This window comes from Heliomarina sp. (assembly GCF_052826185.1).
The window spans coordinates 411,924-429,185 of record NZ_JBRBUI010000045.1; the positions used below are offsets into that span (position 1 = coordinate 411,924).

The window sequence follows — 17,262 nt, forward strand, 5'->3', positions numbered from 1 at the left end:
TTATTCGGTCAGGGTCGCGACGTTGGCGACGGGGGTCAGAGCACCTGTGATCAGGGTGATGGTCTTGCTCCATTGGGCATAGGGCGCTTCGGTCACATAGAGCGTGTCGGCATCGCGGATTACGAAATCCCGTGCAAGGAAAAGCCCGTTTGGTTCGGTAAGATCAAGGACATAAACGATGCGTTGCGCGCCTTGCAGGTCGGTTCGGCCCAGCACCTGATTGGCGATTTCCGGCGGTTCGTTGCGAAAGACGAAAACGCCGGTCGGATCGGATGCGCTTGGCACCAGACCGCCCACCTGCGCGATGGCTTCAAGTGCGGACAGATCCTGCGATTCAAACCCGACACGGGCCTGTTGGCTGGTCGCACCAAGGGCTGTGAAAGAGCGCGTGTCTTCCTCAACCAGAATGCGGTCGCCGCCGCGCAAGGCGACGTCGAGTTGCGGGTTGTTGTAAAGATCCTGAAACCAGATCGTGCCGGTCTGACCGTTGCGGAGCAGTTTGACCTGGGCAATTTCCGGTTCGATCGTTACGCCGCCTGCTTTGGCGAGCATCGCGCTGAGGGTTCTTGTCGGGCGCTCAATCGGGTAGACACCCTGCGCACCCACCGCACCAACCAGTGAGACGGTCGATCCGTCACCGGCCATCCGGCGCACCTCGACCTGCGGATCGGGCGTCTGGTCTTCGAGTTTCGAGGTAATGATCTCGCGCAGCTGGTTCGGGGTATTCCCGGCAGCGCGCACGCGGCCCGCGTAGGGGACGAAGATGAAACCGGAACTGTCGACCTGAACCTCTTCGAGCGCGGTGGAATTTCCCGTGGGCCCGACAATCAGGCCGTCATCGACGTTTTCCCAGATTGTCATACCCAGCACATCGCCGGGCCGGATGGTGTCGGATGTCAACTGGCCAGCGCTGATCAGGGATTGCGAAAAGCCAAGGGCAGGAACGACCGCTGTGGCGCGCGTCACCCGGTCATTGACGGCGACGATGAAAGCATCGCCTTCTTTCTGAACGGAGCCCGCGAAAATCTGGCGTTTGTTCGGGCCGACCTGAGGCAGGCCGCAAGCGGCCAGAAGCGTCAACACAACGAGAATGGCGACGGGTCCAGCCCATCGTTTATTAAGGAGTGCCACTGCCCGGTCTCCTCGACCTGTTTTTTTCTGCCTCAGTCTTTTGCCGAGTGGATACCGGATTCATGTATAAAAATCCAGCACCTAGAGGAGAAAGCTCATTTGACGACCTGCAACTGTTGCCGCGGGGCCGCTGTGCCGGATTTCAACGCGTCGTAAGGGTCTTCGGCGGCAAGCATCATGTCCACCACCAACCGGAGCAACTGACGGCGTCCGCGCGAAGAATAGAAACCGCCGGGAACCTGACTGGTTTCAAGAAGATAGCGGCGATAATCACGATAGGCGCGGGTATCGGGACGCGTCGCACCGCGAAAGAAATCGCGCAGGGGCTGGCTCGAGACGAATTCTGGCTTGTCGTATACGGCGCGTCCGAAAACCTTGAGCGGAATCCCGCGCCAGAGCACCTGCTGTGCGGCGGTGGAATTTACGGTGACGGCGCTGCGCGCATCGTTCAGAAGCCGGGCCAGCTTGCCGCCCCGCACGTAGTGAATGCGGCCTGCGAGTCCGTGTTTCCGGGCCAGCCTGTCGGTTTCTTTCCTGAGGGGGCGGCGGCCGTCTTCGAGGGGATGCGCCTTGATCACAAGATGATGGTGTTGCGGTGCGCCGCTCGCGAAACCTTCAAAGATCTCTTCGAGGAAGTCGGTCATGGAGGAGAAAGGTGAATGCTGCTGGAACGAGCTGTCATGTTCCAGTTGCAAAAGTGCGAGGTGGTAGGGGAAGCCGCCATTGCATATGCGCCGGGTCGCAATGCGCCTGTCCAGGCTGTGAAGCGGCATGAGCAGAAGGCGTTGAAGGTATAGCTTGAATTCCTGAGATACCGGCAAGCTGCGATGCGGCGCAAAGTTACGGTAGCGGCCGTTCATGAACATGACAAAGAAGTGGTAGAGAGCGCCGTAGAATACGTGCTGGCGCATGTCGCCCCAATGCGACGGCGGCAGCGGGCTATCGATATCGCTCATGTCGAGAGCAGCGCGCATCCCGGCCACGTCCATATCAATGAGCCGCGAGTTGCCGTTCGAGCCGTCCCGTTCATAGGTTACCCAGTATGGGCGCATGTACCCTTCCTCGAATACATGCACGTTCAGGCCTCGGCGTCTCGCCTCGGTCACGGCGACGGCGTGGATCGGGCGGGTATCTCCGTAGAGGACGATATCAGTAATGCCGTGTTCTTCGATTTGTTTGGCAAATGCCTGAACCCATTCATCAGGTGTGCCATCAAACGGAATATAGCGGTCGCGGCGAGACCAGAATACACGGTCACCCGTATTGAAACCGATGCGCCAGACTTCGCATCCGGCGGATTCCAGCATTCGCGCAAGATTGTCGAAGAATGGCCCATGGGGTCCCTGCAGAAAGAGAAAGACCCGCTCCTGCGGGCTGGTGCCTGGCATTTGATGACTGCTCACGTCTTATTCTTCGCTATCGACACTTATTGTGCCCGTTGAAAGAAACTATGGCCGCTGCGGCAAATTCTGGCAAGATGCAGACTTGCCGCCTTGGCGTCCTGTAGTTACGTGATGAAGGACAGAGATTAAGGAGTAATTTGCATGTTCACGGGTATCGTCACCGATATTGGAACGGTCGCGGAACTGGATCAGCAGGGCGATCTGCGGGCGCGGATTTCGACGTCTTACGATACCTCCCGCATCGACATGGGGGCATCGATCGCCAGCGATGGCGTCTGCCTTACGGTGATTGATCTTGGACCTGACTGGTACGATGTGCAGATCAGTGCCGAGACCGTGTCAAAGACGAATATCGGCAAGAATGGCTGGAAGGTCGGCAAACGGCTCAACCTCGAACGTGCACTCAAGGTCGGTGATGAACTGGGCGGCCACGTGGTGTCGGGGCATGTGGACGGCACCGCCGAAGTGCTGGATATCCGGGACGAAGGCGATAGCACGCGTTTCACCTTTCGCGCCCCGCGAGAGCTTGCGCGTTTCATCGCGCCGAAAGGGTCGGTGGCGCTCAATGGTACGTCGCTGACCGTGAACGAGGTTTCGGATTGCGATTTCGGCGTCAATCTCATCCCGCATACCAAGGAAGTGACGACCTGGGGCGAGGTGGCCATTGGTGACGCGATCAACCTCGAGATCGACACCTTGGCGCGCTATGTCGCGCGGCTGAAGGAGATGGAATGATGGCGGGTATCGGTCACAACAACGGTCCGGCAATGGAGCGGGGTCACACGTGGCGCAGCTATCAGTGGCGGCGCGCTCAGCAGAAATTGATGCCCAATACCATCCCGCTGATGATTGTGCGGATGCGGGTCAAACGCGCCGCAGAGCTTGGCCTCGATTACAAGACCTACGCGTCGATACGGCAGACGTCGGGGCAGGACATCATGGGGCTGCTGTTCTCTTCGAACGCGCTGCGGATCATGGCGAACGGGGCGAAGATGCCCGAAGATCGCAATCGCGCGCTCGAAGCGATCAAGTCGGCGCAGAAACTTTCACTCGTGCATCGACCGGTACGGCCCGAGGATGCGCTTGCCGCCAACCCGGTCATCGACGCGACCGAAGCGGCACCTCTCTTTACCGACAGCTGGTCGGATATGCGGGCGCGGCTACAGAGTTTCATGCGGGCGCGGCGGTTGCCGGGCAATCAGGTGCTGGTGATCGGCGACGCGCCGCTTGAGGACAGCTGGACGGCAGCGGCCAAGGCTGGCGGGTACGTTTCTGCCGATCAATACTTTGACCAGCGTGCGGGATAGCATTGCGGCTGTGTAATTACGTTTGGTTTGGTCTGCATTGAAACACAGCATATCATCTGCTGAGGTCTGGCAATCGTTGCGGGGCTGGTTTATCTGCGCCGCACCCTGTCCTGAAAGGCTGCGCCATGAGTTTTGAAACCCCCGGTCCCGTCGAAGCCAATCTTCGCGATTCGATCAGCCCGATCGAGGAGATCATCGAAGAGGCGCGCAAGGGGCGGATGTTCATTCTGGTCGATCACGAAGATCGCGAGAATGAAGGCGACCTTGTGATTGCCGCGGAGTTTGCCGATGCGGCAGCGATCAATTTCATGGCGACCCACGGGCGCGGTTTGATCTGCCTGCCGATGACTGCCGAGCGTGTCGACAGCCTTGGGTTGCCGATGATGGCGGTCAACAACTCTTCGCGTCACGAAACGCCCTTCACCGTGTCCATCGAGGCGCGGGAAGGTGTGAGCACCGGGATTTCCGCCGCCGACCGCGCCCTGACCGTGGCGACGGCGATCAATGAACAGAATACGATGGCATCGCTGGCGACCCCGGGACATATCTTTCCCCTGCGCGCGCGCCGAGGCGGGGTACTGGTGCGTGCCGGTCATACCGAGGCCGCTGTCGATATCTCGCGCCTTGCCGGTCTTAAACCCGCCGGTGTGATCTGTGAGATCATGAACCCGGACGGGACGATGGCCCGGCTGCCTGAACTTGTCGGCTTTGCAGCCGAACATGGGCTGAAGATCGGGACGATCTCGGATCTGATCGCCTTTCGCAGCCGCAACGACAACCTCGTGGTCGAAACCAGCCGACAAAAGGTTCAGTCCGAATTCGGCGGTGAATGGGATATGCGGCTTTATACCGACCAGATCCATGGCATCGAACATGTGGTGTTGATCAAGGGCGATATCACCACGCCTGAGCCTGTCATTACCCGTACACATGCGATGCACGAAGCGTCTGACATTCTCGGCATCGGCCCGCGTTCGGTACATGAGGTGCCACGGGCGATGGAAATCATCGCGCGCGAGGGGCGGGGCGTCGTCTGCCTTTTCCGCGAACCGCGAAAGACGCTCTATGCCCGCGAGGATGACGGGCCGCGTACGATCAAGCAGACCGGTCTTGGCGCGCAGATCCTGTCCAAGCTGGGGCTGCACGAGCTGGTTCTGTTGACCGATTCCCCGCAAACCAAGTATGTCGGATTGGATGCCTACGGGCTCTCGATCATCGGCACCCGCCCCATCATGTCGGAGAGCTGAAATGGCCGGAACAGAAACTCATTACATCCTGCCGCGTCCTGAATTCGACAAGCCGGTAAAGCTGCTGATCGTCGTCGCGCCTTATTACAAGGACATCGCCGACAACCTTGTCGCCGGGGCAAAGGCCGAAATCGAAGCGGCTGGCGCGAGTTGCGAATTAATCGAGGTGCCCGGCGCGCTGGAAGTGCCGACGGCGATCGCGATTGCCGATCGCACCTCGAACTTTGACGGATTTGTCGCGCTTGGCTGTGTCATCCGGGGCGAAACCACGCATTACGATACGGTCTGCAATGACTCGAGCCGGGCTTTGCAGCTGATGGGGCTGCAAGGTCTCTGCATCGGCAACGGTATCCTGACGGTCGAAAACAAGAAACAGGCCGAGGTGCGTGCCGATCCTGTACAGCAAAACAAGGGTGGTGGCGCCGCAGCGGCAGCATTGCACCTGATCGCGTTGAGCCGTAAGTGGCGGGGTCAGTCGAAGGGCGTGGGCTTCAAGCCGTCCTCGGAAACCTACCGCATCGCTGGCAGCAATGACGGGAGCCAAAGCGCATGACATCGGACCAGACCCTGTCGGGCAATCAGAAACGCAAAATGAAATCCGCTTCCCGTTTCTACGCGGTGCAGGCGCTTTTCCAGATGGAGCATTCGGGGATGACGACAGAAGCCGTCATTCGCGAATTTCTCGACCACCGTTTTGGCGCCACTTACGAGGGCGAAGAGATGCTGGATGGGGATATCGACCTGTTCCGGCAGTTGGTCGAGGATGCTGTGAACAATCAGGCACTGATCGACCAGATGACCGATCGCGCGCTGGTTGCCAAATGGCCGATTGGGCGCATCGATCCGACATTGCGGGGGCTGTTCCGGGCTGCCGGTGCAGAGATCACCCAGACAAAGACGCCGCCGCGTGTCGTCATCTCTGAATTCGTCCAGATCGCCGGCGCTTTCTTTCCCGACGGCAAGGAAACGAAATTCGTCAACGCGGTTCTTGACCACATGGCGCGCGAGGCTCGGCCAGAGGCTTTCTAAAGCCGGGGAGCGGAGCGGCAATGGGTTCCCGTCGATCCAAATAACGCAGCGGCATTCTGCCGCTTTCACAATTTTGCCCTTTTTTCGGACCGTCTACGTATTAGGTTGTAATCAAGACAGGTAAGATTTTACGAAAAAGGAGGCTGCCATGCCCGAACTCGTCAAACTCTACATGCGTCATACGGCTATCGGGTTCGCTATCGCGGGCGGTTTCGTGGCTCTCCTGCTAGGATTCGATGTGCAGAACCTCCGGTCGCTGATCTTTGGGTCGCAGGATGGTATGTTGGCTCTCTTCCTCTTATGGTTCATGAATGGCATCGTTTTCGCCGGCGTGCAATTCGCTTGGGCCGTGATGTCGATGAGCGAAAACAACGAACCGCGCGGCGGGATGCGTGTGCGTCTGCGCAGGGATGAGGTAGCCATTCCCGTCCGGGTCGAAGACAAGCGTCGGCCGTTCTGAGACCCTGAGCGATATAGAAATAGGACAAGGCGCGATTTGATGATCGCGCCTTTTTTTGTTTCTCAATCGTCTCGGGTGATCTGCCTTGGAAAAGGCGATGTGGCGGGACCACCGCAACCGTTAGGCTTTGATTCCCGAGGACCTGTGTATACAGGTGGGCACCAGGTAAACGGACCAGGATCCGAACAGAGCCAGTTCCCTCGGATTTGCTTAAGGCCACCGGAATGCTACCATTCACGGGAAGGGCAGAACCCGCCATCGCTTGACATAGGCTGGCGCGACGGGCGGGACAAGGGGCCAGTCAAAAAACTGTATCCGCGCCCATGATCCTTCGTGTCATATCTTGAACCGACCTTGGGCTTGAATTTTGTTCACGTATTGTTCATGTTTGGCGCATGAGCAATCTACTCGCCCCCGATATCAAGCCCGGCCAGCTCTTGGCGCGTGGCGTTGCCCGGTTCCTGCACGGGCACGGGTTTGTTTCCGTAGAAGAATTCGTACCCGCACGCGGATTGCGCGTCGATGTGATCGGATTGGGACCCAAAGGTGAAATCTGGGTCATCGAATGCAAATCATCGCGCGCTGATTTCCAGTCGGATTTCAAGTGGCAGGGATATCTGGAATGGTGCGACCGGTATTTCTGGGCGGTCGATCAGGATTTTCCGACCGACCTTCTTCCGGACGAGACGGGGCTGATCATCGCGGACTCCTACGATGCAGAGATCATCCGCATGGCGCCCGAAGACAAGGTCGCGCCGGCCCGCCGGAAAGTCATCGTTCAGAAATTTGCAACCCACGCGGCGCGGCGATTGCAGGCGCTGCGTGACCCGGGATTCGTAACGGGCGGGTTTACTTCCTGATCGACTGAGCGGCTTTGGCCGCTGCACGGATCTCTTCTGCGATTTCCTCGGCTTCGTCCGGTTCGAAATCCATCGGTATCTCGACACCCTGTGCTTCGACGAAAATGCGCACCATGCCTTTGTCCGTCGGTCCGATCTGAAGATTCGCCTCGACGTCGCGTTCGCTGTTGATACCCATGAGTCCCTCTCGCGTGAATAAGCGAGGGTGCTATCCCGCGTTGTCTTGAGAATCAAGCGGTCTTGGGTGTTTCATCCGGCATGTCCGCAGTCGTGATTCGATCCTTTGAGCCATCCGACGCAGAGTGGCTCGTTCAGCAACATCGCGAGCTTTACGCCCGCGACGAAGGCTTTGACGACAGCTTTGGCGATCTGGTTGCGGAAATAGTTGAGGATTTCGTCGAGAACCATAACCCGGACCGCGAGTCGGGCTGGATAGCCGAGCGCGACGGAGACCGGCTCGGCAGTATTTTCTGCGTATCGCTCAGTGAGGAAACGGCAAAGCTGCGCCTGTTCCTGGTAAAGCCAGAAGTGCGGGGCAGCGGGCTTGCGCAAAGACTTCTTGAGACATGTACGGGGTTTGCGCGTGAAATCGGGTGCAGGGAAATGGTGCTATGGACCCATGAAAGCCACCGCGCGGCTTGCGCTTTATACAGGCGCAACGGGTGGACGCTGATGTCGAGCGAACCGGCGCGCTCCTTTGGCGTTGACGTCGTGGAACAGCACTGGCGTACCGATCTTTGAACAGGAACTTGCGCTGGGGGACTTGCATTCGATTTGCGGCTTGAGTACATCGCCCCTCAGTGCCGCCTTAGCTCAGTTGGTTAGAGCGCTGGATTGTGGATCCAGAGGTCCCCTGTTCAAGCCAGGGAGGCGGTACCATCCTCAAAATACCAAGCGTACTTTACTCGGTCAGTCGGCAGTGACGTTTACGTCGACTGTTTGTGCTAGTTCACCGTTGCTGCGGTTGAAGATCAGGATACGCGTGCCGCCTTCGACAACCACCGCGTACCAACCCGGTGTCATGGTGAAGGATTCGGCGGTTACACCATCGGGCAGGGTGATCGCCTGAGGGACAACCGGGGCGCTTGCCGAGAAACGGATGACAAACAGCGCGACTATCACTAAAAGCCCGCCAATCATTACCGTCGTCAGTACCGTGACCAGCACCCGCAAGAGGCGCAGGTTGGCCGGTTCGGATTCCGTGTTCAAAGGATCACTCATGGCCACCCGTCAGATTACTTTCGTTATCGCGGACAACCCGCCACCCCGCCTTGATAAGGCGCTTTCCCGGGATGTGCCAGACGAGGCAGCCCTGTCGCGTACGCGTATCGCTCGTTTGATCGAAGAGGGATTGGTGCAAGTAGACGGCGTCGCCGTGGTGAACGCGAAAGCGCGGGTCGAGGAGGGGGCTGAGATTTCCATCTCGCTGGAAGAGGCGGAGGAAAGCCACATCGGTCCGGAAGATATTCCGCTGGATATGGTCCATGAAGATGACGACCTGATTGTCGTGAACAAACCTGCGGGCATGGTGGTGCATCCGGCGCCCGGGACCCCTTCGGGTACGCTTGTGAATGCGTTGCTGCACCATTTCGGCGGCGAATTGTCCGGGGTTGGCGGGGTCAAACGTCCGGGCATCGTTCACCGGATCGACAAGGAAACAAGCGGCCTCCTCGTCGTTGCCAAGACCGATGCGGCGCATCACGGGCTCGCGGCGCAATTCGAAGCTCACAGTGTCGAGAGATACTACCAGGCCTTGTGTCACGGCGTGCCGGATGCGAACGATCCGCGCCTGCGCGGGGTCAAGGGCGCGCGCTTTGAAGCCGGAAACATCCTTTGCCTGACAACGCAACTGGCGCGTCACAAGACGGACAGACAGCGACAGGCGGTCCTGTTTCAGGGCGGACGCCATGCGGTGACGCGGGCGCGCGTTGTCGAACGCTTTGGAGTGCCGCCGGTAATCGCGCGGATCGAGTGCTGGCTTGAAACAGGACGGACGCATCAAATCAGGGTTCATATGGCCCATGCCGGGCACGGGCTGGTTGGCGACCCGGTCTATGGCGGTCGGCGGAAACTGCCCAAAGGCGCGCTGAGCGATGAAACCGCAGCGGCGGTACAGGCGTTTTCAAGACAGGCGCTGCATGCGGCGGTGCTTGGCTTTACACATCCGGTGTCGGGTGAGGAGTTACGCTTTGAGGCGTCCTTGCCCGACGATATGGCGCAGTTGATCGAGCAGTTAGAGACTGTGCAGAACTGACCACTGGATTGTGCGGGTCTGAAATGAACTTCCCATGTGTGTGAGAGCACATAGTTTCGGGTGTGTTTACCCGAAATTAAGGTACATATGTTGCCTGTCTCTTGAACCGCCTTGGCGGGCCACCCATATGGGATGTTAAGAGAATAAACATAAGCAAGGGGGACTAATCTCATGGCTAATTATGCAAATCTCCCGGCCCCGACCCCCGAAGGCGGTCTGAACCGGTACATGCAGGAAATAAGAAAGTTTCCGCTTCTCGAGCCTGAAGAAGAGTACATGCTTGCTAAGCGTTGGGTCGAAGAGCAGGACACCGAGGCGGCGCACAAGATGGTGACGTCGCACTTGCGGCTCGCGGCCAAAATCGCGATGGGTTATCGCGGCTATGGTCTGCCGCAGGCCGAAGTCATTTCCGAGGCAAATGTTGGTCTGATGCAGGCCGTCAAACGGTTTGACCCGGAACGCGGTTTCCGTCTTGCGACCTATGCGATGTGGTGGATCCGGGCATCGATCCAGGAATACATCCTGCGGTCGTGGAGCCTTGTGAAATTGGGCACGACCTCGGCGCAGAAGAAGCTTTTCTTCAATCTCCGCAAGGCGAAGGCCCGTATCGGCGCGCTCGAAGAGGGTGACCTGCACCCCGACAACGTAAAGCAGATCGCGACCGATCTTGGCGTGACCGAGGACGAGGTCATCTCGATGAACCGGCGGATGTCGGGCGGCGATGCGTCGCTGAACGCAACTGTCGGCTCTGAGGGCGAAGGCACGATGGAGTGGCAGGACTGGCTCGAAGACGAAGACGCCAACCAGGCCACAGATTACGAGGAACGCGATGAACTCGTCGCGCGCCGTGAGTTGCTCGCTCAGGCGATGAGTGTGCTGAATGATCGTGAGAAAGACATTCTGACTCAGCGCCGTCTGGCCGAGGAAAACGTGACGCTGGAAGATCTGTCCGCTGAATATGGTGTGAGCCGTGAGCGCATTCGCCAGATCGAGGTGCGGGCGTTCGAAAAGCTGCAAAAGGAAATGCGCGACCTTGCCCGTGAAAAAGGCATGTTGACCAAGGCGTAAGCCAAGGCATCAATAGAATTATGGAAGGGCTGGCGGCAATGTCGCCGGCCCTTTCTTTATTGTGACATCGATATCCGTTGATCCCGTTCTAAGTGAACTGTAGCTAGGGGCACCCGAAGGAAAGGAACACCATCCGTGAAAATGCACGAAACATTCATCAAGCCGATGCACCCGGAAGGGCGACGCTTCGTGGCGATTTTTGCGGCAATCACGCTCGCGCTGTTCCTTCTGTGGGAGCCATTGGGCTGGATTGGCGCTGGTATCACGGTCTGGTGCTACTACTTTTTCCGCGACCCGAACCGCAGCGTGCCGGTCCGTGATGGCCTGATTGTTTCTCCGGCCGATGGAATCGTTTCGTTGATCGAACCGGCCGTGCCGCCAGCGGAACTTGGCCTCGACGATACGCCTTTGATGCGGGTCAGCGTTTTCATGTCTGTATTCAACTGCCATGTGAACCGTACGCCGATTGCCTCGACCCTTGAAAAGATGGCCTATAGGCCCGGCAAGTTTCTGAATGCATCGCTGGATAAGGCCAGCGAAGACAATGAACGAAACAGCCTGTTGCTGCGTCTCGAAGACGGGCGCGTTTTGCCGGTGGTGCAGATCGCGGGGCTTGTAGCACGGCGGATCGTGCCATTTGTCAGCGAAGGCGAATTTCTTCAGACCGGTGAGCGTTTCGGTCTGATCCGGTTCGGCTCGCGTCTTGACGTATACCTGCCGGAAGGAGTGTCGCCGCTGGTGGCGCTGGGGCAAACCATGGTGGCAGGCGAAACGGTTCTGGCCGATCTGACTGCCGATGAACCTGCGCGACAGGCACGGAGCGAATAGATTGAACGAAGATAACCTGACCGACAAACCCGCCAAAAGGAACCGTGCGATCGGACCGCTGTATCTGCTGCCGAACCTGATGACGCTGGGCGCGATCTGCGCCGGCATGACATCCATGCGGGCAGCATTTGACGGGGATGTTGTCCTGTCGATGTCGCTGATCGTTTTGGCGGCCGTGCTGGACGGTCTTGACGGCATGATGGCAAGGCTTTTGAGCAGCGAAAGCGCTATTGGTGCCGAGCTGGACAGCCTTGCGGATTTTCTGAACTTCGGGGTCGCACCCGGGGTGTTGCTATATCTCTGGGCGCTGCAGGAGAGCCGCAGCGTCGGCTGGATTGCCGTTCTTATTTTTGGCATCTGCTGTGCGCTGCGTCTGGCAAGGTACAACGTAATGTCCCGGGCAGCCGCGCCGGGCACGCCGCGCAAGACCTTTTCCGGAGTGCCTGCGCCGGGCGGGGCGCTTCTTGTTCTGATGCCGTTGGTTCTGTCGCGTATCTTTCCCGAGATGAAGAGCACGGGCCTTACCCTGTTCACCGGCTTCTGGCTTTGTGCGGTCGGGCTGATGATGATTTCGCGTGTGCCGACACCATCGCTGAAGATGTTTCGCATTTCCCGCGACAAGGCGGCCTATCTGATGGTCGCACTGATTGCGTTCGTCGCAGCTTTCTTTACCTGGCCCTGGCTGGTCGTATTGGCAACCGAGCTTGCCTACCTTGCACTGCTCGCGCGTTTTGCATTTCGTCCGCCGGCCCTTGAGACTGACGATACCAAGACATGAGCGGCGAATTATTCTGCGGGAAGCCGTTCCCGCAGGACGCGCAGCATGTTTTCCCCCATGACCTTGGCGATCTGTGTCTGGTTCAGACCGGCGTCGAGCAGCGCACTCGTCAGGGCAGGCAGTTCGGACGTGTCGAAAGCGGTCTCGACCGAGCCGTCGAAATCGGAGCCAAGCGAGACATGGTCTTCCCCGACGGTTTCAATGGCCGTAACGATCATAGCGGCGATACCGGCCGGGTCGATGCGGTCGCAGGCCACTTCGGCCCAGTAGCCCATGCCGATAACGCCACCGGTTGCAGCGATCTCTTGCATAAGATCGTCGGGAAAGTTGCGCTTGGCCGGGCAAAACCCGTGTATCCCGGAATGGCTGACGACAAGCGGCATGTCGGTCATAGCCAATACATCGCGCGCAACTTGTGGGCTTGAATGCGCAAGGTCGAGGATCATGTTCCGGTTTTCAACTTCGGCCACGACGGACCGGCCGAATTCGGTCAGTCCGGTATCGCTCTCGCCGTGCAATGAGCCGCCCAATTCGTTGTCAAAGAAATGCTGAAGGCCGACGATACGGTAGCCGGCCGCCTGAATGGCATCCAAGTTCTCAAGCTTGCCTTCGAGCGGGTGGGCGCCCTCGATCCCCAAGATACCGCCGACCATAATGACGCCGCGTTCGCGCAGGTCGAGCATCGTTTCAAGGTCTTTCCGCGTGCGGATGATTTTCAGTAAGTCCGGCGCACGGTTTTCGAATTCGCGAAGCTTTTGAGCCTGGTACAGCGCCCTTTGTAAAAGGCTGTCCCAAGTCCGGATGGGCCAGAGCTGGGCAATCGCCAAGGGAGTGATGTTATCCGAAGCTTCGGCAGAGTTGCTGTCATAGTTTTGACCAGAGGGGCTTTTCGTGACGGCCGTGAAAGCCTGTATCGCGACGCCGCCTTCGAGAAGGCGGGGGATATCGACCTGCCCATAGCTGCCACGTGCAAGCAAGTCGCGGTTCCACAGAAGGCTGTCGGCATGCCAGTCCCCGACGATCAGCGTGTCGTGAAGCGCGCGGGCCTCTGGGCTGACGGGGTAGGGATCGTGTTCGATAACCGAGTTTCGCGACCGTTCCACGTATCCCGGACCAAAGTAGAGCAGCGCAATAACCGCCACCACAAGAACCAGGAGAATTCTTCCCAGCCATTTCCCAACACTGCGCATGCGAACATCACCCCGATTTTTTTCTCAGGCTATTGGGAAATGGGAAAAAGGCAATGGTTACGCGGGGGGAAATGCTTCACTCTGTGGGGCAAGTAAAATGATGGAGCGCTGCGATGGCATTGAACTGGGGAATACTTGGCGGCTCGGCCTTCGCGCTGGCGCAGATGGCGCCGGCAATTCATTCGGCCAAGGGCGCGCGTCTGACCGCTCTGGCGACGTCATCCAGCGAAAAGGCCTCGGCGTTTCAGGCGTATTTCCCGGACCTGCGCATACATCGGTCTTACGAGGAATTGCTTGGCGACCCGGACATCGACGCGGTCTATATTCCCCTGCCCAACACGCTTCACGTCGAATGGACCATGAAGGCTTTGCAGGCGGGCAAGCACGTGTTGAGTGAAAAACCGGTCGCGATGGAAGCGGTCGAAATTGATGCCCTGATTGCGATGCGTGACAGGACCGGGTTGCTTGCAACCGAGGCTTTTATGATCGTGCATCATCCACAGTGGCAGCGCGCACGAGCGCTGATTGCGGACGGAGCCATTGGCAAGCTGGTGCATGTGCAGGGAGTGTTCAGCTACAACAACGCCGATCAGCCCGGGAACATCCGAAACACGCCTGAAACGGGTGGTGGAGCGATACCTGATATAGGTGTCTATACCTATGGATCGACTAGGTTCGCCACAGGTGAAGAGATTACAGCGATCACCCACGCGGATCTCGATTACGAGAACGGAGTCGATACGCTGGCGCGAGTCGAAGCGCGGTTTGAGACATTCTCGGCAAGCTGGGTGAATTCGATGCGTATGTACCCGGCGCAGATGATGAGTTTCGTGGGCGACGCGGGAGTGATCCGGCTAACCGCGCCTTTTAATGCGGGCGTGTTCGGCGAAGCCCAAGTAGAACTGCATCATGGTGATAAGGTGGTGACCGTCGAACGGTTCCCGGGCGTCAATCACTACGTGTTACAGGTCGAGGCCTTTTGCCGATCCGTGGCCGAAGACAAACCGTTTGCGTGGTCATTGGAAGACGCGCAGGCAACGCAATCGCTCATTGATGCCGTTTATGCCAAGGCCGTTGCGGATTGACGGTATTGGAAAGATCCAAGGTCAGCCTTACATTCAATTCTCAGGAGGATTGGTCATGGCAGGCGGATGGGCGCGCGATGGCGCTGTAAGCGAACAGATCGAAGATTCTATCAACGACGAACTGGCGCGGATGAAATCGCGGCGCGGGCCGTCGGGCGAAAGCCTGACCCATTGCGCCGAATGCGAAGAACCCATCCCGGAAAAGCGTCGTATCGCCTTGCCGGGCGTGAAACTGTGCATCGACTGCCAGCAGGAACGCGATGGGTCCTACAAAGCGCGCGGCGGTATCAACCGCCGCGGCAGCAAGGACAGCCAACTGCGTTAGGTCAGTGCCATGCGCATGACATGCTGTGGTCCTTGATCACCGCCAAGGTAAAGTTCACCCGTGTCGCTGAAACCGCTGGAGATGTAGCACCTGATCGCGCCCGCATTGGCCGTATTGACCGTGAGGGCGAGGCTGGTTGCCTCGGGATAGTGCTTGTTCAGAAATGCGGGCAGGGCACGCAGACTTTGACTGGCAACGCCTTTTCCCTGCTGAGCTGTTTCAAGCATGACGGTGCGCAGGCCCAGTTCTCCCGGTAGGGCAAAGTCGTGCTCGCGCTGGTAATCGAGGTCGATCTTGAAGAATCCCACCGGGTCTCCATCGAGCTCGATGGCGTAGAAATCCAGCGTGGGGCTCGGTGAGGCAAAAGCCTCCTCGACTGTGCCGGAAAACCGCACCTGTTCCGGTGCGACCGCGATATGGGCGACCATATGATAGTCGCCCGGCCCAAGCGGGCGGAAAGAAATTTGCATTCTTAGTCTTCCATCGCTTCCAGTTCGTCGATGAAGCCCGAGATCATGTCGAGACCCTTGTCCCAGAATTGCGGATCCGAGGCGTCGAGACCGAAGGGCGCCAGAAGCTCTTTATGGTGCTTGGAACCGCCCGCGCGAAGCATGTCGAAATACTTTTCTTCGAAGCCTTCGTTGCCTTCCGCGTAGACGGAGTAGAGCGCATTCACGAGACCGTCGCCAAAGGCGTAGGCATAGACGTAGAACGGCGAGTGGACAAAATGCGGCACGTAGCACCAGAAGGTTTCATAGCCGTCCATGAACTCGAAGGCCGGCCCAAGGCTCTCACCTTGCACGCTCATCCACAGCGCGTTGATGTCTTCGGGCACCAGTTCTCCGCTGCGGCGGGCCTCATGCAGTTTGCATTCGAAATCATAAAACGCGATCTGGCGCACGACCGTGTTGATCATGTCCTCGACCTTGCCGGCCAGCATGACCTTGCGCTCGGCATTTGTCTTGGCGTTGTCCAGCATCTTGCGGAAGGTCAGCATTTCGCCAAAGACCGAAGCCGTCTCGGCAAGGGTCAGAGGTGTGGAAGACAGCATCTCGCCCTGACCGGCGGCCAGAACCTGATGGACGCCATGACCCAATTCGTGGGCCAGCGTCATCACATCCCTCGGTTTGCCAAGGTAGTTTAGCATCACGTAGGGATGAACCTCGGTAACGGTCGGATGGGCAAAGGCCCCGGGTGCTTTGCCGGGTTTTACACCTGCATCGATCCAGCCCTTGCGAAAGAATGGCTCGGCAATCTCGCCCATGCGCGGATCGAAAGCGTTATAGGCGGACATGACCATTTCTTCGGCCTCGCTCCACGTCACGGTGCGTTCGGTCTGCATCGGCAGCGGGGCGTTTCTGTCCCAGACCTGCATCTTGTCGAGACCCAGCCATTTACGCTTCAGCTCGTAATAGCGGTGGCTCAGTTTCGGGTAGGCGTTGACCACGGCAGTGCGCAGCGCCTCGACCACCTCTGGTTCGACATGGTTGGAGAGGTGCCGACCGGTTTGCGGGGTGGGCATGCCACGCCAGCGGTCCAGAACCTCTTTTTCCTTGGCCTGCGTGTTGTGGACACGGGCAAAGGTCTTGATGTTGTCGGCAAAGACATCTGCCAGCTCGCGTGCGGCGGCTTCGCGCTTGTCGCGGTTCTGGTCGGTCAGCAGGTTCAGGGTGCCTTCGATGTTCAGCGGTTCGCCATCGACCATGAATTCAAGACCGGCGATGGTTTCGTCGAAGAGCCGCTCCCATGCGTCGCCTACCACGCCGAGATCGTGTAGGAACTTTTCCAGCTCGTCGCTCAGTTGATAGGGCTTCATCGCGCGGATGCGGTCAAAGACAGGCTTGTAGCGCGCGAGGGCCTGATTTTCGGCAAAAAGCTTGTCGAGATGGCCGTCGTCAAGACGATTCAATTCGAGCGTGAAGAACACCAGCGGGGTTGTAAAATTGGTGATCTTTTCCTGCATGTCCGACAGGAACTTGGCCCGGCCAGCGTCCGTCGTGAGCTGGTAATAGCGCAGACCTGCAAAGGACATGATACGACCGGCCACGGCGTTGATACGCTCGTTGCGCAGTACGCAGTCGAGCATGCCCTTGGCATCCAGTTCGGCCAGCTTGCCTTCGTAATCCGTCGCGAAAGACGCGCAGGCCTGCTCGAGCCAGTCGAGGTCACGCTTGAGTTCCGGCGCGTCTGCGTCGCTGTAAAGATCGGTCAGATCCCATTCGGGCAGGTCGCCAAGGTTCTTGTCACCACCGGCGGCATTTGCATCACGGACAGGGAAGGGCAGCTGAAACATCTGA

21 protein-coding genes and 1 tRNA gene are annotated in these 17,262 nt (G+C 58.5%); 15 read left to right on the plus strand and 7 right to left on the minus strand.

The features are described from left to right. Together ACU0FH_RS14200 and ACU0FH_RS14205 are read right to left on the minus strand one after the other, a co-directional pair. Positions 1 to 1,131 (minus strand): polysaccharide biosynthesis/export family protein, encoded by a 1,131-nt coding sequence (locus tag ACU0FH_RS14200; protein ID WP_238369166.1) that lies wholly within the window; start codon positions 1,129 to 1,131, stop codon positions 1 to 3. Between the two features lie 95 nt (positions 1,132 to 1,226). Then, entirely contained in the window at positions 1,227 to 2,519 is a 1,293-nt protein-coding gene (locus ACU0FH_RS14205) for a capsule biosynthesis protein (RefSeq protein WP_446195615.1), read from the minus strand. Between the two features lie 156 nt (positions 2,520 to 2,675). On the opposite strand from ACU0FH_RS14205, the gene ACU0FH_RS14210 reads away from it, so the two are divergent. The 7 genes from ACU0FH_RS14210 to ACU0FH_RS14240 all read left to right on the plus strand — a co-directional run bounded on the left by ACU0FH_RS14210 (position 2,676) and on the right by ACU0FH_RS14240 (position 7,437). Continuing rightward, positions 2,676 to 3,269: a riboflavin synthase gene (locus tag ACU0FH_RS14210; RefSeq protein WP_446195297.1), complete on the plus strand. Its 594-nt coding sequence runs from the start codon at positions 2,676 to 2,678 to the stop codon at positions 3,267 to 3,269. Next, complete coding sequence (locus tag ACU0FH_RS14215; RefSeq protein WP_446195298.1) at positions 3,266 to 3,841, plus strand: hypothetical protein; 576 nt, start codon at positions 3,266 to 3,268, stop codon at positions 3,839 to 3,841. Before ACU0FH_RS14210 ends, ACU0FH_RS14215 begins: the two co-directional genes overlap by 4 nt. A gap of 125 nt (positions 3,842 to 3,966) precedes the next feature. Beyond that, positions 3,967 to 5,088: a 3,4-dihydroxy-2-butanone-4-phosphate synthase gene (ribB, locus tag ACU0FH_RS14220; protein WP_238369162.1), complete on the plus strand. Its 1,122-nt coding sequence runs from the start codon at positions 3,967 to 3,969 to the stop codon at positions 5,086 to 5,088. A gap of 1 nt (position 5,089) precedes the next feature. Beyond that, the gene (locus tag ACU0FH_RS14225; protein WP_446195299.1) at positions 5,090 to 5,641 is read left to right on the plus strand and encodes a 6,7-dimethyl-8-ribityllumazine synthase; all 552 of its coding nucleotides are present in this window, start codon (positions 5,090 to 5,092) and stop codon (positions 5,639 to 5,641) included. Further along, positions 5,638 to 6,117: a transcription antitermination factor NusB gene (gene nusB / locus ACU0FH_RS14230; RefSeq protein WP_446195300.1), complete on the plus strand. Its 480-nt coding sequence runs from the start codon at positions 5,638 to 5,640 to the stop codon at positions 6,115 to 6,117. Before ACU0FH_RS14225 ends, nusB begins: the two co-directional genes overlap by 4 nt. A gap of 148 nt (positions 6,118 to 6,265) precedes the next feature. Next, positions 6,266 to 6,577, plus strand: coding sequence for a hypothetical protein (locus tag ACU0FH_RS14235; protein ID WP_446195301.1), 312 nt, complete (start codon positions 6,266 to 6,268; stop codon positions 6,575 to 6,577). Between the two features lie 395 nt (positions 6,578 to 6,972). Next, positions 6,973 to 7,437: an MmcB family DNA repair protein gene (locus ACU0FH_RS14240; protein ID WP_446195302.1), complete on the plus strand. Its 465-nt coding sequence runs from the start codon at positions 6,973 to 6,975 to the stop codon at positions 7,435 to 7,437. Here the strand turns inward: ACU0FH_RS14240 and ACU0FH_RS14245 are convergent. Further along, entirely contained in the window at positions 7,427 to 7,615 is a 189-nt protein-coding gene (locus ACU0FH_RS14245) for a DUF6324 family protein (protein ID WP_238369157.1), read from the minus strand. The genes ACU0FH_RS14240 and ACU0FH_RS14245 overlap by 11 nt on opposite strands. 80 nt (positions 7,616 to 7,695) lie before the next feature. Here ACU0FH_RS14245 and ACU0FH_RS14250 point away from each other — a divergent pair, with 80 nt between their 5' ends. Further along, complete coding sequence (locus tag ACU0FH_RS14250; RefSeq protein ID WP_446195303.1) at positions 7,696 to 8,178, plus strand: GNAT family N-acetyltransferase; 483 nt, start codon at positions 7,696 to 7,698, stop codon at positions 8,176 to 8,178. Between the two features lie 61 nt (positions 8,179 to 8,239). Further along, positions 8,240 to 8,316: transfer RNA gene (locus ACU0FH_RS14255), tRNA-His, on the plus strand. A gap of 30 nt (positions 8,317 to 8,346) precedes the next feature. Here ACU0FH_RS14255 and ACU0FH_RS14260 read toward each other — a convergent pair. Further along, positions 8,347 to 8,658, minus strand: coding sequence for a DUF6476 family protein (locus ACU0FH_RS14260; protein WP_446195304.1), 312 nt, complete (start codon positions 8,656 to 8,658; stop codon positions 8,347 to 8,349). On the opposite strand from ACU0FH_RS14260, the gene ACU0FH_RS14265 reads away from it, so the two are divergent. From ACU0FH_RS14265 to pssA, 4 genes are all read left to right on the plus strand, one after another. Beyond that, the gene (locus ACU0FH_RS14265) at positions 8,657 to 9,691 is read left to right on the plus strand and encodes an RluA family pseudouridine synthase (protein WP_446195305.1); all 1,035 of its coding nucleotides are present in this window, start codon (positions 8,657 to 8,659) and stop codon (positions 9,689 to 9,691) included. The genes ACU0FH_RS14260 and ACU0FH_RS14265 overlap by 2 nt on opposite strands. 171 nt (positions 9,692 to 9,862) lie before the next feature. After that, positions 9,863 to 10,759: an RNA polymerase sigma factor RpoH gene (gene rpoH, locus ACU0FH_RS14270; RefSeq protein ID WP_238369153.1), complete on the plus strand. Its 897-nt coding sequence runs from the start codon at positions 9,863 to 9,865 to the stop codon at positions 10,757 to 10,759. Positions 10,760 to 10,894: 135 nt separating this feature from the next. After that, positions 10,895 to 11,587, plus strand: coding sequence for a phosphatidylserine decarboxylase (locus ACU0FH_RS14275; RefSeq protein ID WP_446195306.1), 693 nt, complete (start codon positions 10,895 to 10,897; stop codon positions 11,585 to 11,587). A gap of 1 nt (position 11,588) precedes the next feature. Then, positions 11,589 to 12,365, plus strand: a complete 777-nt coding sequence (gene pssA / locus ACU0FH_RS14280; protein WP_446195307.1) for a CDP-diacylglycerol--serine O-phosphatidyltransferase — start codon at positions 11,589 to 11,591, stop codon at positions 12,363 to 12,365. An 8-nt stretch (positions 12,366 to 12,373) separates the two neighbouring features. On the opposite strand, the gene ACU0FH_RS14285 is transcribed toward pssA, so the two are convergent. After that, complete coding sequence (locus ACU0FH_RS14285; protein WP_446195308.1) at positions 12,374 to 13,555, minus strand: dipeptidase; 1,182 nt, start codon at positions 13,553 to 13,555, stop codon at positions 12,374 to 12,376. Positions 13,556 to 13,668: 113 nt separating this feature from the next. Here ACU0FH_RS14285 and ACU0FH_RS14290 point away from each other — a divergent pair, with 113 nt between their 5' ends. Further along, positions 13,669 to 14,640, plus strand: coding sequence for a Gfo/Idh/MocA family protein (locus ACU0FH_RS14290; RefSeq protein WP_446195309.1), 972 nt, complete (start codon positions 13,669 to 13,671; stop codon positions 14,638 to 14,640). Positions 14,641 to 14,695: 55 nt separating this feature from the next. Then, entirely contained in the window at positions 14,696 to 14,965 is a 270-nt protein-coding gene (locus tag ACU0FH_RS14295) for a DksA/TraR family C4-type zinc finger protein (RefSeq protein WP_238369148.1), read from the plus strand. Here the strand turns inward: ACU0FH_RS14295 and ACU0FH_RS14300 are convergent. Beyond that, positions 14,962 to 15,435, minus strand: coding sequence for a GNAT family N-acetyltransferase (locus tag ACU0FH_RS14300; protein WP_446195310.1), 474 nt, complete (start codon positions 15,433 to 15,435; stop codon positions 14,962 to 14,964). The two genes, ACU0FH_RS14295 and ACU0FH_RS14300, sit on opposite strands and share 4 nt — an antisense overlap. A gap of 2 nt (positions 15,436 to 15,437) precedes the next feature. Further along, positions 15,438 to 17,258 (minus strand): M3 family oligoendopeptidase, encoded by a 1,821-nt coding sequence (locus ACU0FH_RS14305; protein ID WP_446195311.1) that lies wholly within the window; start codon positions 17,256 to 17,258, stop codon positions 15,438 to 15,440. Positions 17,259 to 17,262: the final 4 nt, after the last annotated feature.

Excerpts from the sequence above, each read along its gene's own strand:
- rpoH (WP_238369153.1), top strand. The coding sequence starts at position 9,863 with ATGGCTAATTATGCAAATCTCCCGGCCCCGACCCCCGAAGGCGGTCTG.
- nusB (WP_446195300.1), top strand. The coding sequence starts at position 5,638 with ATGACATCGGACCAGACCCTGTCGGGCAATCAGAAACGCAAAATGAAA.
- ACU0FH_RS14265 (WP_446195305.1), top strand. The coding sequence starts at position 8,657 with ATGGCCACCCGTCAGATTACTTTCGTTATCGCGGACAACCCGCCACCC.
- ACU0FH_RS14250 (WP_446195303.1), top strand. The coding sequence starts at position 7,696 with ATGTCCGCAGTCGTGATTCGATCCTTTGAGCCATCCGACGCAGAGTGG.
- ACU0FH_RS14215 (WP_446195298.1), top strand. The coding sequence starts at position 3,266 with ATGATGGCGGGTATCGGTCACAACAACGGTCCGGCAATGGAGCGGGGT.
- ACU0FH_RS14295 (WP_238369148.1), top strand. The coding sequence starts at position 14,696 with ATGGCAGGCGGATGGGCGCGCGATGGCGCTGTAAGCGAACAGATCGAA.
- ACU0FH_RS14245 (WP_238369157.1), bottom strand. The coding sequence starts at position 7,615 with ATGGGTATCAACAGCGAACGCGACGTCGAGGCGAATCTTCAGATCGGA.
- ribB (WP_238369162.1), top strand. The coding sequence starts at position 3,967 with ATGAGTTTTGAAACCCCCGGTCCCGTCGAAGCCAATCTTCGCGATTCG.
- ACU0FH_RS14285 (WP_446195308.1), bottom strand. The coding sequence starts at position 13,555 with ATGCGCAGTGTTGGGAAATGGCTGGGAAGAATTCTCCTGGTTCTTGTG.
- ACU0FH_RS14205 (WP_446195615.1), bottom strand. The coding sequence starts at position 2,519 with ATGCCAGGCACCAGCCCGCAGGAGCGGGTCTTTCTCTTTCTGCAGGGA.
- ACU0FH_RS14260 (WP_446195304.1), bottom strand. The coding sequence starts at position 8,658 with ATGAGTGATCCTTTGAACACGGAATCCGAACCGGCCAACCTGCGCCTC.
- ACU0FH_RS14305 (WP_446195311.1), bottom strand. The coding sequence starts at position 17,258 with ATGTTTCAGCTGCCCTTCCCTGTCCGTGATGCAAATGCCGCCGGTGGT.
- ACU0FH_RS14235 (WP_446195301.1), top strand. The coding sequence starts at position 6,266 with ATGCCCGAACTCGTCAAACTCTACATGCGTCATACGGCTATCGGGTTC.
- ACU0FH_RS14225 (WP_446195299.1), top strand. The coding sequence starts at position 5,090 with ATGGCCGGAACAGAAACTCATTACATCCTGCCGCGTCCTGAATTCGAC.
- ACU0FH_RS14300 (WP_446195310.1), bottom strand. The coding sequence starts at position 15,435 with ATGCAAATTTCTTTCCGCCCGCTTGGGCCGGGCGACTATCATATGGTC.
- ACU0FH_RS14210 (WP_446195297.1), top strand. The coding sequence starts at position 2,676 with ATGTTCACGGGTATCGTCACCGATATTGGAACGGTCGCGGAACTGGAT.
- ACU0FH_RS14240 (WP_446195302.1), top strand. The coding sequence starts at position 6,973 with ATGAGCAATCTACTCGCCCCCGATATCAAGCCCGGCCAGCTCTTGGCG.
- ACU0FH_RS14290 (WP_446195309.1), top strand. The coding sequence starts at position 13,669 with ATGGCATTGAACTGGGGAATACTTGGCGGCTCGGCCTTCGCGCTGGCG.